The following is a 15,236-nucleotide window of genomic DNA, read 5'->3' as shown; positions in this document are numbered from 1 at the left end:
GGGTAGCCTTTCCATTGCGCTTTCGCGCAGCACGTATCCGTTAGCGTTCCGGCGATTCTATTCGCGGGTGTCATTCGGAGTTCAGGATCGCCACCGCACCGCCGGAGGGCGCTAGGGTAAGCGAGATCGACCGTCCTCCTCCGACGCGCGTGGAGAGGGTCCGCAGGCTGTTCATGGTGGCGCCATCCTGCCAGACCCGCGCCCGCCAGTTGCGATTGTCTTTTGTCAGGAACGACAGCGGGACAGTAATTTTGCGACCGGTCTCGTTCGTCATCGCGCCGACGTACCAGGTTCCGCCCTTGCGCCGGGCCACCACGATGTACTGGCCGATCTCCCCGGTCAGAAATCGCGTCTCGTCCCAGCTTGCTGGCACCTCGCGCAGGAAGTCCGCGCCTTCCTTCAGCGTGCCGTCGGCCGCGACGTAGCTGTCCGGGCTATCCGAAAGCATCACGACCGGGCTGTCGTAGACGACGTACATCGCCAGCCCGTGGCCGCGTGTCGTCATCACATACGGACGCAGCGAACGGAACTGCGTCGCGAACTCGGCCGGCGGCAACGCGCGGAACCCGCCCGGCGTGTAATCCATCGGTCCCAGTAGTCCGCGCGTGAAAGGCAGCGTCACATTGTGGCTGGCGGTGATCCGCGTCCCGAACTTGTTGTATTCGGCACCGAGCACACCTTCCTGCGTGACGAAGTTCGGCCAGGTGCGCGTCAGTCCGTCGGGCGGATAGGCGCCGTGCAGATCGACCATGAGGTGATGCTCGGCCGCCTTCTTGAGCAGGCGGTGATAGAAGGCGACCATCTCCTGATCGTTGCGGTCCATGAAATCGACCTTGATCCCCTTGATGCCCCATGACGCGTAAAGCGGGATGGCGGCGTCGAGCTGCCGTTCGAGCTGCTTCCACTGCAGCCACACCCACACGCCGACGCCGCGCTCGGCGCCATATTTGACGACGCCGGGGATATCGACTTCGGGTTTGGGCACGGTGACGTCGGCCGGAGCCGGTCCTTCCGAGCTCCCCTTGTACCAGCCTTCGTCGATCAGGGTGTATTCCAGCCCCAGCCTCTGCGCGAAGTCGATGTACTTCTTGAACGTCGTGGTGTTGACGCCCGCATTGGGCACGTCGACGGCCCAGCCGTTCCACCAGTCCCACGCGGACTTGCCCGGCTTGATCCAGCTCGTGTCAGCGATGCGGGACGGCTCCGCCAGGAGTTGGATCAGATTGGACGGTATAAGATCGCCCGCCGTATCGCCAAGCATGACCACCCGCCATGCGGTGATCAGCGGCCCTTCCAGCAATGAGGCGTGAACGGCGGTCTTGAATCCGGTACCGTCCTGCGCATTGTCCGGCCTGGTCGTCAGGCTGATGTTGACTCCGAGCCCGCCGTCGCCGCGGCCGCGCAAGTAGGCTCCAGCATAGTCGCGCTTGTCTGACTCCGCGATCGCGAAGGTCGTGCCCTTGCCCGTCGCGCACAGGAGGGGAGCGTCGTATAGGTGGAAGGTGCGCATCTTCGACGCCTGCACAGAATCGAACTCGAACTCATGACTGTTGACGTAGGTGCCGGCGTTGGCACCCCAGCAGCCATAGTCCGCCGGAAAGTAGAAACCTGTAGTTTCCCAATAGACGTCGAGTGACTTGAACCGGTCCTGGGCGGGCACGACGAAGCGGAACGCAACGCCCTCCGAATAGGAACGGACAATTAGGTCGAAGCGGACGCCGTCACGCTTGCGAAGCAGGTGAAGCGTAAGCTGGTTGTAGCTGTCGGGTACCTGAGATGCCTTGCCCACTACGGGGCGGTATACTTCGCTGACTGACGTTCGATCGGTACCCGTTACCTCCACTCCGTCGCTGCCGAGCGCACCCTGATCAGTGAACAGGCCGACCGGGGAGGGCGCGAGCACGGCCTTGCCGTCTCGCGTTACCGTGAAGCGCAGCTTTCCGCCGTCCGCCGTCACCTCGATGCGGTTGCGCCGGTCCGGAGAGACCGCATCGGTCGGCGTCTGGGCGGCCGCGACGCCGAGCAACGACGAAAGAGCGAAACCCGCCAGCACCATGCCGATCCTCAGCCGATTCCGTTCGACCATCCGCATGCCATCCCTTTCACATTCTATTTGCGCCAGACTAGCCAACCTCTCGTACCGAGGCCATCGCTTTTTCGCAGGTGAGTGCCAGTTCTCATTAACAAAAACGAACTGGCTTTGCGCTGCGGTGTGATCCGCCATAGTGTGAAGCGAACGAAGGTCGGGGTAGGTCGGTGGAACGCAAAGACGTCAAAGGCACTTATGCCGCTCCTGCGCTGGAGAAGGCTTTCGAGGTCATCGAGCATCTGGCCGAATACCCGCAGGGCATGCTGCTCAGCGAAATGGCGGCACGGCTCGGGCGTACCGTCGGTGAACTGTTCCGCATCGTTATTGTGATGGAGCGTCTCGGCTACCTGCGTAAATCGGCGACGACCGATCGTTATACCGTCGCCTACAAGCTGCTCGACGTGGCGATGCGCGCTACGCCAGCCCAGCATCTGGTCCGCGCTGCGACGCCGGTGATGCAGGGGCTGGCGCTCGCAGCCGGGCAGTCGTGCCATCTGGTGGTCGCGAACGGCGGCCATGGCCTCGTCGTTGCCTGTGAGCAGCAGCCGGGAACGCGCGGGTTCTCGCTGCGCGTCGGGGCCCGGATCGACATGATCGTCAGCTGTTCGGGGCAGGTGATTCTCGCATTTTCCGGCGAGCAGCGCGCGCATCAGATTGTCGCCGCCGTCGAGCAGGAGCGGACGGCACCGGTGGACCAGCGGGCGCTAACCCACAGCTTGGCGGTCATTCGCGAGCAAGGGTATGACAGCCGCAGGAGCCCGATCACCTACGGCGTCACCGACATCAGCTTTCCGGTGCACGGCTTCGATGGCAACGTGGTCGCGGCGCTGACAATTCCATTCCTGGAATTAATCGACGGATCGCAGAAGGTCGGGCTTGATGCGGCACGGGGGCTGCTGCGCGAGGCGGTCGCCGCGATTTCCGACGCGCTCGGCTATCAAGCCGGGTGAGTCAATTCCGGCTTGATCCGCCGGGCATAGATCGCGATCGCGGCGAAGCAGACAAGCGGTAGCAGCATCGCGATCGGCACTCCGCCCGCCCGTACCGCGACCAGGCCCATCAGCGGGGGAAAGATCGCCCCGCCGATGATCGCCATGATGATGAAGGATGAGCCGAGCGGCTTGGCCGGCCCTGTCCCTTCGATCCCGAGTGCAAAGATCGTCGGGAACATGATCGACATGAAGAAGCTGGAGACCATCAGCGCGCCGACCGCGATCCACCCGCCTGCGACCGCCGCGACCGCGCACAGCATGACGTTGGCGAGCGCATAGCCGCCGAGCAGCCGCGCCGGTCGCACACGTGCCATTATGGCGGTGCCGCTGAACCGGCCGATCATGAACAGCACCAAGCTGGCCGACAAGAGAAAGGCCGCGTTCCGCTCCGTCACCGACGGCGTCACGTCCTTCACGAAATCGATGAAGTAGCTCCAGATTCCGACTTGGGCGCCGACGTAGAAGAATTGCGCGATTACTGCGCCAACGAGCGGCCGGTGACGGGCGAGGCGGCGGAACTGGTCGCCCAGGCTCGCGCCATCGTGCGGGTGGGCGGCGGGGAGGCGGGTCACCGCCACCGCGCCGGCGACGACCAACGCCGCCAACGCGAGGAGGGTATAGGGAAGCTGCACTGTGCTCGCCTCGCTCACGCGATAGGCGGCGAGGGCGGTGGGGCTCATGGCGTCTACGGTCGCGGCGGAATGTTCCACGCCCGAGAAGATCAGCATCGCGCCTAACACCGGCGCCAGGCACGCGCCCAGACCGTTGAAAGCCTGCGCCAGGTTCAGCCGCTGCACCGCAGTTCCGGGATCGCCGAAGGAACTGGTATATGCGTTTGCCGTCGTCTCCAAACACGCCGCCCCCGCCGCGATCATGAACAACGCGAACAGGAACGCGCCATAGCTGAGCATGAGGGAGGCAGGAAAGAACAGCAGCGCGCCGCATGCATACAACAGCAGGCCGGTAAGGATTCCCGCTTTGTACCCGAAGCGCCGCATGAGGAGTCCGGCCGGCAGCGCGACAACGAAGTAGCCGATGTAGAAGACGAATTGAATGAAGCCAGCCTGCGCTCGATCGAGACCCAGCGACTTCTGGAATTGGCGGATCAAGATGTCGTTGAAGTTATTCGCCAGCGCCCAAAGGAAGAACAGGCTGATGATCAGCACGAAGCCGAACCGGTAGGCTGGCGTGATGAAGGAACCGACCGCTTCGGCGGGTTCATTCGGCCCGGTATTTCCAGTCATCGCCGTCCTGCTCCCTGTACGGTGATCGTTGTGGCTCATGCTCAGGCGGATGGTGTCGGACAGTCTCCGCTGACCAGACTCTTAGCGCGCAGTGCCTCCCAGAACGCGTTGGGGATCGGTAGCTGGATGAGATTGGCCGCCTGCTTGATCCGGTCGGGACTTCCTGTGCCAAGCACCACGGTCGCGATCGCAGGATGCGCGGCGGCGAACTGAAGCGCTGCTGCCGGTAGCGGCACGCTGAACTGCTCACAGCAACGCTCGATCGCAGCGACCCGGCCGATCACTTCCTCAGGGGCCACGTGGTAGTCATAATGCGCGGGTCCCCCTCGCGTGCCGGTGGCAAGGATACCGGAGTTGAAGACTCCGGCGCCGATCAACCCGATCCCCTGCGCGGCGCACCGCGCGAGGAAAGGCTCCGCCTCCTGCTCGAGCAGGGTGTAGCGACCGGCGATCATCAGCAGGTCGAGATCGGCGTGCGCGAGGCTGGCCTCGCAGATCGCGATCTCGTTGACACCCAGCCCGATCGCCGAGACGACGCCCGCGTCGCGCAGATCCGTCATCGCGCGGAAGCCGCCGCCCACCGCCTCGGCGAAGGTGCGGTCGTGATCGGCGCCGTGGGTCAGGCGGCCGAGATCGTGCATCAGCAACACGTCGATCCGCGCTAGCCCTAGCCGGTGCAGGCTCGCCTCGACCGAACGCATGACGCCATCGTAGCTATAATCGTAGACCGGATCGAACGACATCGGCGAGTGAAAGCCGAACCGCTCCTCGGCCGCGGCACCGGGTACCAGAAGCCTTCCGACCTTGGTCGACAATATGAACGCATCGCGAGGCCGCTCGCGCAAAGCATCGCCCAGCCTGCGCTCGCTGAGGCCGAAGCCATAAAAAGGTGCGGTGTCGAAATAGCGAACACCTTGGTCCCAAGCGGCGTCCACCGTGGCGCGCGCCTGGTCGTCATCGATCCGGCGGTAGAGGTTGCCAAGCGTCGATGCGCCAAAGCCGAACGGACCGCTTGCCGCTAGGCGTTGGAGAAAGGCTGGGCGAGATGGTTTCATAGGACCGGGCCGTCAGAAGCTGGCGATTGCCTTCACCACATGGTCCGCCTCGGCGATCAGGTCGGGCAGGCGCTGTGGCAGGTCATCGGCAATAAGGCTGTGGGTATGCAGCGCCGCCGTCGGAATCTCGCCGGCGAGGATCGCCTCGCGGACGCGTTCGAAATCCGATGCGTGTGCGTTGCGGCTGGCGAGCAGGGTGGTCTCCCGCTTGTGCAGTTCTGGATCAGCCAAGACCAGGTCACCCGGAGCAACCCCAACCAGCACCAGTTTCCCGCCGTGCGCGACGTAGCCGAGGCTCTTCGCCATCGCAGCCAGCGAGCCCGTGGCGTCGAACACCGTGTCGAACATTTCACCTCCGGTTCGCTTCGCAAGCAACCCCGCTAGGTCGGCCGTCGCATCCACCGTGTTGTCGAAGCCCAGCCGCTCGCGGGCATAGGCCAGTCGCGGCAGGCGAGTGTCGGTAAGGGTCACTTCCGCACCATTGGAACGCGCGAACAGCCCGCAGGCGATGCCAATCGGGCCAGCGCCCACCACCAGCACGCGCTCCCCTGCCATCACTGCCGCGCGTGCGACTGCGTGCGCGCCGATCGCCAGGAATTCAATCATTGCCGCCTGATCGAGCGTCAACCCGGTTGCGTCGAGCAGCGCGCTTTCGGGAACGGCGAGCAGCTCGACCATACCGCCGTCGATGTGGACGCCGAGCACCTGGATGTTGACGCAGGCATTGGGCTTGTCCTTCCGACACGCGATGCATGTCCCGCAAGTAAGGTACGGGTTGATCGCGACTCGCTGGCCGACGTGGAAAGCCGATATGTTGGAGACACGCGCTACCTCGCCGGCAAGTTCGTGGCCCATGACGCGCGGATAGGATAGAAACGGATGCCGTCCGGCGTAGATATGATAATCCGTGCCGCACAACCCGACGCGGCGGATGCGGACGACCACCTCCCCCGGCGCCGCCTGGGGCGCAGACCGCTCCTCTATTGTCAGCTTATACGGCTCTCGACAGACGACCGCTTTCATTGCGCTTCTTTCCGTTCAACCTAGCCACCGAACTAGACGATCATTCTCATATGTGCAAGCTAGCTCTCACCCTTGAGACATAAGGCCGACCTTTGCAAATGCGGATCGATGCGCACCACCATCTCTGGCGATACGAGCCCAACTCGTTCGGCTGGATCAAGCCCGGCTCTGCAATTGCAAGGGATTTCGCCGCGGAAGATTTGCGATCTGTACTAGACGATGCCGGGCTCGATGCGGCGATCGCGGTGCAGGCGCGGCAATCGCCAGAAGAAACCTGCTTCTTGCTCAGCGCCGCCCGGCGGGAGTCCGCCATCATCGGCGTCGTTGGCTGGATCGATCTGCGCGCGCCCAATATTGCAGCGCTACTGGACGAGCACACCGATCCGCTGGTCGTCGGCTATCGCCACGTGGTGCAGGACGAGGACGAACCCAACTTCCTTCTTGCCGGCACGTTTATCGATGGTGTCCGCGCGGTAGTGGAGCGGGGGTTAACGTACGACCTCCTCGTGAACCACGGGCAGCTCGAAACTGTGCCGCATTTCCTCGACAGGGTGGGCGAAGGCCGCTTCGTGCTCGATCATGCCGCCAAACCCGACATTGCTGGGCAGGGATGGCAGCCTTGGGCGGACCGTATCTCCGCTGTCGCCGAGCGGCGGGACGTGTGGTGCAAAGTGTCGGGGCTGGTGACCGAGGCCGATCACACCGCGTGGACGCCGGATGACGTCGAGCGCTACCTTGATCATGTGCTGGCGGTGTTCGGTCCCGAGCGGCTGATCTGGGGGTCGGACTGGCCGGTATGCCTGCTCGCCGCCTCTTATGACCGCGTGGTTGATCTGGTCGCAGACTGGGTCGCGCGATGCTGCCCGGACGCGGAGGCGGCGATCTTTGGCGGTAATGCGCTACGCGCCTATGCGATCGCGCGCGCGCGATGATCCTCCAGTTTGGCACCAGCCGTTTCCTTCAGGCGCATGTCGACCTATTCGCTTCCGAGGCTCGCGACAACGGTCAGACTGTCGCCGACATCGTGATCGTGCAGGTGAGCGACGACCCGGTGCGCGCGCGGCGGCTGGTCGCGTTCGACGACGTCGCGGGTTTTCCCGTCGTGATCCGGGGGCTGGAGGGTGGAGTGCCGGTCGAGCGTACCGTGCAGGTGCGCAGCGTCGTGCGGGGTTTGGCGGCTGCGCACGACTGGTCGGAGCTCTGTGCGCTGTTCGTCGGGGCGGTTACCCATGTCGTGTCGAATACCGGCGATCATGGTTATACGGTTCCGCCAGAGGATCGCATCATGCTTGCCGGCGATCAATCGCCGCGCAGTTTTCCCGCAATCTTGCTTGCGCTGCTCCATCGCCGCTGGCAGTTCGGCGGGGCAGGGGTGACGATCCTGCCTTGCGAGCTGGTTGTCGGCAACGGCCAGACTCTGCGAGCGACGGTGCTCGATCTCGCAGAGCAGTTGCGCCTGCAGCCCGCGTTCGTCGACTGGCTCGGCGCCGCCTGTCTGTGGGTGGGGAAGACGATTGATCGGTTCGCCAACCCGTTCATCGAACACCGCCTCGCCGACATCTACACCAGCCATGCGGCCAAGGTTGCCAAACGCGTCGGCGGGTTTGTCGACTGGGTCGACGCAAGCGGCAGCGCAATTCCTATGCCGGAACTGCGTGCGCTCGCACAACGCTATGAGGTGAAGAAATGACAGTGCGCGCGCTACGCTTATCAGACCGTGACGACGTCGCGGTGCTTATCGATGCTGCATCGCCGGGCGATCCCGTTCTGGGAATCACCGCGCGCGACGCCATGCCCGGCGGACACAAGATGGCGCTCCATCCGCTTGCTGCGGGCAAGGTAGTTCGAAAATACGGCTACCCAATCGGCATCACCACTCGCGACGTCCTGGCGGGCGAGCATGTCCATGTGCACAATCTGGCGCTACCCGAACACAAGCTTGCCGAAGCCGTCGCCGGGAAAGCGCACGCGCCCGCCACCGTTCGGCCAGGGGCAACGTTCGAGGGATATCTGCGCGCCGACGGCAGCGTCGGTACGCGTAATGCGATCGGGATCATAGCTAGCGTCAACTGCTCCTCTACGGTGGTTCGTCGGATTGCGCGCGGGTTCGAGGACTGCCTGCCGACGGGGATCGATGCTGTGGCGCCGTTCACGCATTCAAGCGGGTGCGGCATGTCACGCTCGGGCGACGGGTTCGACACCTTGGAGCGCACCCTCGCTGGCTACGCCCGCCACCCGAACTTCGGCGGCGTGCTGCTCGTCGGTCTTGGCTGTGAGGTGGCGCAGATCGACGACATGTTGGCGCGTCACAATCTGTCGCCCGGAGTGCGGCTACGGACGCTGACCATCCAGGAGGCGGGCGGTACGGCGGAAGCGATCGCCCGCGGTAGTGCGATCGTAGCCGAGTTGATCGAGGAGGCGTCGGCCGATCGCCGTACGACCCGCCCGGCGGCCGATCTGGTACTCGGGCTGCAGTGCGGTGGGTCCGACGGCTGGTCCGGCGTGACCGCGAACCCGGCACTGGGCGCGGCGGCTGACCTGCTAGTGGCGGAGGGCGGCACCGCCATCCTATCCGAAACACCAGAGATCTACGGGGCGGAACATCTACTGCTCGCGCGCGCCGCGTCGCCCGAGGTCGCGGCGCAACTCTCGGCGCGGATCGCCTGGTGGGAGGATTACGCTACACGCCACGGTGCCAGCCTCGACAACAATCCGTCGCCAGGCAACAAGGCAGGTGGGCTCACGACCATCTACGAGAAGTCTCTTGGCGCAATTGCAAAGGCTGGGACGGCACCGCTCGCCGATGTGCTGCTCTATGCAGAGCAACACAAGCGGCGCGGGCTCGTGTTCATGGACTCTCCAGGATATGACCCGTGCTCGGCCACTGGTCAGATTGCCACGGGCGCAAATCTACTCGCCTTCACGACCGGACGAGGTTCGGTATTTGGAGCGCAACCCACGCCCTGCCTCAAGCTGGCGTCCAATCCCGTGCTCGCACAGTCGATGGCAAACGACATCGACGTAGACTGCTCGCTGATACTGGATGGGGCAACGCCTAAAGAAATTGGTCAAGTTATTTATCAAAAAATGCTCGAGACGGCATCTGGTAAGCAGACCAAGTCCGAAGGACTTGGTGTCGGTGACTTCGAATTTGTGCCATGGCAGCTAGGCGCTTGGATGTAAGTGCCGGTACAATCAAAGTGAGCACAGATTGCCTTATAGTATCCAGGTTGAAGCTTTGACGTCACCAGTGTGTCAACAGGATAGCGAAGGATTTCATGACGAGGGAGTTGTCTTTCGCGTATGGCATGTCGCTGCCCTCTGTCCCATCAGCGAATAAACTTGATTTTATCAATATCAACACTGTGTTTACCAAAATGCTTACAGTGTTATATCGTTGACTGCTTACGGTGCTCTGTCGCGTATGCTTCGCACAAGAACGATCATGCCCTCGATCCGCCATCCCCATAAGACAACGCATTTTACTAGAAGAATCCCAGTTGCATAAATGAAAACAACAGGGCACGTTAGCGTCGCGTTGTACCAAGATATGGCAAGGAGAGGTTGCGCGAACGAGCGCACCCCCTTCCGCGGCTGAGAAGAAGATAACGTTACCAGGAAAAAGCTGGGCGGTTGGGAGAGGATCATAATGGCAATCGAGTTTAGAACGTTGCGTACGCACAAGCTGCAGATTGGGGCGACGAGTCTCATGGCAATCGCTGCTTGCCTGCATGCTGTGCCTGCCTTGGCACAAGCGCAGGACGTGCCCGCCGCGTCATCGCGCGTCGCACCCGAGGGCACTATCACCACGGCTGCTCCTCAACAGTTAGCGCCTGCTGCGCCGAATCCCGCGACCGGTGAACCAGCGTCGACGGACATCGTCGTTACCGGATCGCGCATCACGACCGGTGGTTTCACCGCGCCCACGCCGACAACCGTGATCGACGCCAATGCCATTGCCGCCAATGCACAACCAAACGTCTTCACGACCATCGCTCAGTTGCCGTCGTTGCAGGGATCGACCGGCACGAGCACCGGCACGTTCAGCACATCGAGCGGCGCCCAGGGGCTTAGTTCTTTCTCGCTGCGCGGCGTTGGTGCGATCCGTACCCTAACCTTAATCGATGGCCAGCGCGTCGTCGGTGCCAACGTCACCGGCGTACCCGACGTAAGCCTGTTCCCGCAGATACTCATCAAGCGCGTCGATGTCGTCAACGGCGGTGCCTCGGCTTCCTACGGGTCCGACGCGGTTGGCGGGGTCGTGAACTTCATTACCGATACCCGGTTCAAGGGTCTGAAGGGCAACGTTCAGGGCGGCATCACCACGTACGGTGACAACGAACAGGTCCTTCTCCAGCTTGCCGGCGGAACGAGTCTACTTAACGATCGCCTCCATATCGTCGGGAGCACCGAATACGCGCATGAAGACGGTATCAAGGGAGGAGGTTTGGGCACCGACCTTGCAAGCGGGCGGGACTGGTTCCGGCAGACTACCTTGATCAATCGAAACGTCTTCAATGACGGATCACCCCAATACCTCGTCCGGGACTACTCCCAGCAATACAGCTATACGAAATTCGGGCTGATCACCGCTGGCCCGCTGCAGGGCACGGCCTTTGATCAGTCTGGCAACCCGTTTCAGTTTCAGTATGGCTCAAATGGCGTACCATCACGTAACGCGTCAGGTTCCGTAATTGGCTGTTTCCCCGGAAGTTGTCTTGGAGGCGACCTATCGGGAAATGTTGATGTGGGGCGTTCGCTTCAGTCACGGTTGCAACGGGTGGCCAATTATGGTCGCATCGGTTTCGACTGGGCGCCCGACAACGAGGTCTACTTCACTGCAAACATTGGTCAGGTGAAAACCAACAACCAGCCGATCGGAGGTATGAACCGGCCGAACCTGACGATCCAGTGCGCCAATCCGTTCGTACCTGCGTCGGTTCAGGCTGCCTGCACCACCGCAGGGATCACAAGCTTCATATACGGTACGAGCAACGCCGCCTTGGGGAACACCCAAGTCTATACCGATCGCCGTCAGTATCGTTTCGTCGCCGGTGCCAAGGGCCGCCAATCCGTCGCCGGGTCCGACTGGACCTACGACATGTACTTCGAACACGGCACCAACTATTCCAACATCGACGTCAACAACGTCATGCTGTCGAACCGTTTCAACCAGGCGATCAATGCGACCACGGTGAACGGAGCGATAGTCTGTGCCAATCCGGTTGCGCGTGCGAACGGGTGCCAGCCTCTCAACATTTTCGGTGGCAATCCGTCGCAGGGGGCGCTCGGCTACATCATGCCCGACAACGGTCCGTACCAGCGGACCCGCCAGACCCAGGACGTGATCAGCGTCAACTTCTCGGGTTCTCCGTTCAGTCTGTGGGCGGGGCCCGTCTCGTTCGCGTTCGGCAGCGAGTTCCGACATGAATTCTATACCGTCCGCGCCGATTCATACGGCGCGGGTACCAGCGCCACCCCGAACACGGCCGACTACCCCGCCGATCCCACGTTGCTGCCCGGGGGCAACAACTGGTATGCCGGCAACTACAAGAACGGCACCGGCGCCTACAGCGTCAAGGAGGCCTTCGTCGAAACCAACGTGCCGATCCTAAATTCGGAAGCGACCGGACGCGCGGCGATAAACGGCGCGATCCGGGTAACCGACTACAGCACGTCGGGCACCGTTTGGGCGTGGAAGATCGGTGGCACCTGGGACCTTCCGATCGACGGATTGCGTTTGCGCGGCGTGACCTCTCGCGATGTTCGGGCACCGAACCTGTCGGAACTGTTCGCCGCACCGACGACTACGACGCTACCTGGATTTTTCGATCCGTTCCGTAACGTCAACGTACTCGCAATCCAGAATACGATCGGCAACTCCGCCCTCACGCCCGAGATCGCACGTAACACCACCGCTGGCATCGCCTTTTCAGGCTCCTCCTGGCTGCCTGGTCTCAGCCTCTCGGTCGATTACTACCACATCAAGATCAAGGACGTGATCTCGAGCCTTGGCACCGGGGACATCGTCAACCTCTGTTTCCAGAACATCCTTCCCGAGACCTGCAGCGCGTTCAACCTCAACAACCCCGCCGGGCCCAACTTCATCAACGTTCAGGCGTTCAACCTCGCCTCGATCGACACCAACGGGCTGGATATCGAGGCAAGCTATCGCTGGCGGCGTCCGCTCGGTCTGCCGGGCAGCTTCACGCTGCGCGCGCTTGCGACCAACATCCGCAAGTTCGCGACCGATACGGGCCTGCCAGGAACGATTCCGATCGACAGCGCAGGCGTCAATTCCGGAAACACGCCCGACTGGAAATGGCTGGCGACGCAGACCTATGCCAATGACAACTTCTCGCTGTTGCTGCAGGAACGCTGGTTCAGCGACGGGGTGTTCGGTAGCCAATATGTGGAATGCTCGGCTGGTAATTGTCCCGTGTCGACGAACAACCGACCGACGATCGACAATAACTTCATGCCGGGGGCCTTCTACATGGACGTCGGCGGCACGTACAACGTCACCAAGCAGGTCACCGGCTATTTTAAGGTCGACAACGTGTTCAACAAGGAGCCGCCGGCGTTCCCAAATTTCGTGAACCCGGCGCTGTATGACATCGCCGGTCGGACTTTCCGGATCGGCCTCCGTTTCAGCATGTGATGCAGGGTCGCGCCGTCAGCCTGAAGCGAAACGGCGCGAGAAGGACTTGGTAGTGGAAGGCAGGAACATGCAGCGGTTTGCAAAAGCACTCGCACTGGCCGCGGTGGCGCTACCGTCGGTCGCCCAGGCGCAAATGCCCGATACCATCCTCTACGGCGTCGCCTATTACGACGAGTACACGCCGGTCGATCGGGTCGACGAGGACGCGAGGATGATGAAGGCGGCCGGGATCAGCGTCGTCCGCATCGCGGAGTCGACATGGGGCACGCTGGAACCGCAACCCGGGGTGTTCGATTTCAGTCATGTCGATCGCATGCTCGCCGCGATGCACAAGCAAGGCATCAAGGTGATCGTCGGAACCCCGACCTACGCGATACCGACATGGCTCGCACGGCAGCATCCCAATGTGCTCGTCGTCGGTCGGGACGGCGTACGCGCGCAATACGGTACCCGGCAGAACATGGACATCACCAATCCCGACTACCGGGCCGCGGCCGAGCGGGTGATCGTCGCGTTGGTGGACCATGTGAAGGATCATCCCGCGGTGATCGGCTACCAGCTCGACAACGAGACCAAGCCCTATGGCACCAGCGGTCCGGCGGTGCAGGCGGGATTTGTCCAGTCGTTGAGGGCGAAATGGCCAAGCCTCGATGCGCTGAACCAGGCGTGGGGCCTGAATTACTGGTCGAACCGCATCAACCGCTGGGAGGACTTCCCGTCGACCAACGGCTCGATCAACGCCAGCATGTCCAACGCCTTCGCCGCCTACCAGCGCAGCCTCGTCACCGACTTCCTCGCGTGGCAGGCCAAGCTCGTGCGCGCCCATGCCAAACCCGGCCAGTTTATGACGCAGAACTTCGACCTGGGCTGGCGTGATGGCTCCTACGGCATTCAACCCGAAGTCGATCACTGGAAGGCGGCAAGGTCGCTCGATATCGCCGGCATCGACATCTATCATCCAACTCAGGACAAGCTGACCGGCGCGGAGATCGCGTTCGGTGGCGACGAGGCCCGCTCGATCCGCAACGGGCAGAATTATCTGGTGCTGGAAACAGAGGCGCAGGGGTTCCCCCAATGGACGCCCTATCCGGGCCAGCTTCGTCTGCAGGCGTTCAGCCATCTCGCGTCGGGCGCCCAAATGGTCGAATATTGGCACTGGGCGACCACCGCCAACGCCGTCGAAACCTATTGGCGCGGGCTGCTGTCGCAGGACTACAAGCCCAATGCGGAGTATGCGGCGGCAAAGGTGATCGGCGCCGAGATCGCTCGCCTCGGTCCCAAGCTGGCAGGCATGACGAAGCACAATCAGGTCGCCGTCTATGTCAGCAACGCCGCCCAGACCGCGTTCAATTCGTTCAAGCCGACGGGCATCGAGTATAATCAGGTGATGCGGCCGTTCTACGATGCGCTCTACCGGATGAACGTCGAGGCCGACATCGTGTCGCCCGACAGCACGCAGAAGCTCGATGATTACAAGCTCATCGTCGTGCCGGCGCTGTACGCGGCGAGCGACGCCGAGATCGCGCGGCTGAACGACTATGCCAAGCGCGGCGGGCATCTGCTCTACACGTTCAAGAGCGGCTTTTCGGACGAGAATACGAAGGTCCGCTATGCTTCACAGCCGGGTGCGATCGCCGAAGCAGCCGGCGTCACCTACCAGGAGTTCACGATCCCCGAGGGAGTCACGCTGGCGGGCAATCCGTTCGGAGTTTCGGATGCCGACAACGCGCCGCGCTGGTGGATGGAGATGTTGAAGCCAACCACTGCCGAGGTCGTGGCGCGCTATCAGCATCCGTCATGGCCGGCTGCCGCCGCGATGACCCGCAACCACTGGGGCAAGGGTGAGGTCAGCTATGTCGGCTTCATGCCGAGCGACGCGCTGGCCGAGAAGATCGTCGCCGCCGAAGTCATGCGTGCAGGTGTCGCGCCATCGGTTGCGGGCGTACAATTCCCGCTGATCGTGCGCGGCGGCACATTGAAGAACGGTCACAAGGTCCGTTACGTGCTCAACTATTCTGCAGTCCCGCAGCACCTGGCGGCTCCGGCCGCAGGCACCGAACTGTTGCATGGGCGCAAGGTGAAGCGCGGCGAACCGATCGATCTTGCCGCGTGGGACGTGGCCATCATCGAGGAAGATGGACGATCCCACTGATGGCCGCGTTTTGCGGAAAC

The 15,236-nt window shown here is 62.5% G+C and carries 10 protein-coding genes; 6 read left to right on the top strand and 4 right to left on the bottom strand.

Translation table 11 applies throughout. The features are described from left to right. Nucleotides 1-70: 70 nt before the first annotated feature. Nucleotides 71-2,086: a glycoside hydrolase family 97 protein gene (locus AC1ME3_RS01560; RefSeq protein WP_480954558.1), complete on the bottom strand. Its 2,016-nt coding sequence runs from the start codon at nt 2,084-2,086 to the stop codon at nt 71-73. 170 nt (nt 2,087-2,256) lie between these two features. Between AC1ME3_RS01560 and AC1ME3_RS01555 the strand changes: the two genes are divergently transcribed. Beyond that, nucleotides 2,257-3,039, top strand: coding sequence for an IclR family transcriptional regulator (locus AC1ME3_RS01555; protein ID WP_056484400.1), 783 nt, complete (start codon nt 2,257-2,259; stop codon nt 3,037-3,039). Here AC1ME3_RS01555 and fucP read toward each other — a convergent pair. Genes fucP through AC1ME3_RS01540 form a run of 3 tightly spaced genes read right to left on the bottom strand, consistent with a single transcriptional unit; the run spans nt 3,027 to nt 6,403 of the window. Next, nucleotides 3,027-4,325 (bottom strand): L-fucose:H+ symporter permease, encoded by a 1,299-nt coding sequence (gene fucP / locus AC1ME3_RS01550; protein ID WP_480954557.1) that lies wholly within the window; start codon nt 4,323-4,325, stop codon nt 3,027-3,029. The two genes, AC1ME3_RS01555 and fucP, sit on opposite strands and share 13 nt — an antisense overlap. Nucleotides 4,326-4,366: 41 nt before the next feature. After that, nucleotides 4,367-5,380: an aldo/keto reductase gene (locus AC1ME3_RS01545; protein ID WP_480954556.1), complete on the bottom strand. Its 1,014-nt coding sequence runs from the start codon at nt 5,378-5,380 to the stop codon at nt 4,367-4,369. A 12-nt stretch (nt 5,381-5,392) separates the two neighbouring features. After that, nucleotides 5,393-6,403: a zinc-binding alcohol dehydrogenase family protein gene (locus tag AC1ME3_RS01540; protein ID WP_480954555.1), complete on the bottom strand. Its 1,011-nt coding sequence runs from the start codon at nt 6,401-6,403 to the stop codon at nt 5,393-5,395. 98 nt (nt 6,404-6,501) lie between these two features. On the opposite strand from AC1ME3_RS01540, the gene AC1ME3_RS01535 reads away from it, so the two are divergent. From AC1ME3_RS01535 to AC1ME3_RS01515, 5 genes are all read left to right on the top strand, one after another. Further along, nucleotides 6,502-7,335, top strand: coding sequence for an amidohydrolase family protein (locus AC1ME3_RS01535; RefSeq protein ID WP_480954554.1), 834 nt, complete (start codon nt 6,502-6,504; stop codon nt 7,333-7,335). Next, entirely contained in the window at nt 7,332-8,093 is a 762-nt protein-coding gene (locus AC1ME3_RS01530; RefSeq protein ID WP_480954553.1) for a mannitol dehydrogenase family protein, read from the top strand. The genes AC1ME3_RS01535 and AC1ME3_RS01530 overlap by 4 nt, the downstream gene beginning before the upstream one ends. Further along, complete coding sequence (locus tag AC1ME3_RS01525; protein WP_480954552.1) at nt 8,090-9,586, top strand: UxaA family hydrolase; 1,497 nt, start codon at nt 8,090-8,092, stop codon at nt 9,584-9,586. Before AC1ME3_RS01530 ends, AC1ME3_RS01525 begins: the two co-directional genes overlap by 4 nt. Nucleotides 9,587-10,052: 466 nt before the next feature. Continuing rightward, nucleotides 10,053-13,064 carry a TonB-dependent receptor domain-containing protein gene (locus AC1ME3_RS01520; protein ID WP_480954551.1) on the top strand — a complete coding sequence of 1,004 codons (3,012 nt, stop codon included), beginning with the start codon at nt 10,053-10,055 and terminating at the stop codon, nt 13,062-13,064. A gap of 67 nt (nt 13,065-13,131) precedes the next feature. Continuing rightward, on the top strand, nt 13,132-15,216 hold the full coding sequence (locus AC1ME3_RS01515) for a beta-galactosidase (RefSeq protein ID WP_480954550.1): 2,085 nt from the start codon (nt 13,132-13,134) through the stop codon (nt 15,214-15,216). Nucleotides 15,217-15,236: the final 20 nt, after the last annotated feature.

The organism is Sphingomonas sp. BL2 (assembly GCF_056680015.1).
This window is presented reverse-complemented; position numbering and strand designations above follow the sequence as displayed.

Coding starts and splice junctions, on each gene's coding strand:
- AC1ME3_RS01530 (WP_480954553.1), top strand. CDS start 7,332: ATGATCCTCCAGTTTGGCACCAGCCGTTTCCTTCAGGCGCATGTCGAC.
- AC1ME3_RS01520 (WP_480954551.1), top strand. CDS start 10,053: ATGGCAATCGAGTTTAGAACGTTGCGTACGCACAAGCTGCAGATTGGG.
- fucP (WP_480954557.1), bottom strand. CDS start 4,325: ATGACTGGAAATACCGGGCCGAATGAACCCGCCGAAGCGGTCGGTTCC.
- AC1ME3_RS01535 (WP_480954554.1), top strand. CDS start 6,502: ATGCGGATCGATGCGCACCACCATCTCTGGCGATACGAGCCCAACTCG.
- AC1ME3_RS01560 (WP_480954558.1), bottom strand. CDS start 2,086: ATGGTCGAACGGAATCGGCTGAGGATCGGCATGGTGCTGGCGGGTTTC.
- AC1ME3_RS01515 (WP_480954550.1), top strand. CDS start 13,132: ATGCAGCGGTTTGCAAAAGCACTCGCACTGGCCGCGGTGGCGCTACCG.
- AC1ME3_RS01545 (WP_480954556.1), bottom strand. CDS start 5,380: ATGAAACCATCTCGCCCAGCCTTTCTCCAACGCCTAGCGGCAAGCGGT.
- AC1ME3_RS01540 (WP_480954555.1), bottom strand. CDS start 6,403: ATGAAAGCGGTCGTCTGTCGAGAGCCGTATAAGCTGACAATAGAGGAG.
- AC1ME3_RS01525 (WP_480954552.1), top strand. CDS start 8,090: ATGACAGTGCGCGCGCTACGCTTATCAGACCGTGACGACGTCGCGGTG.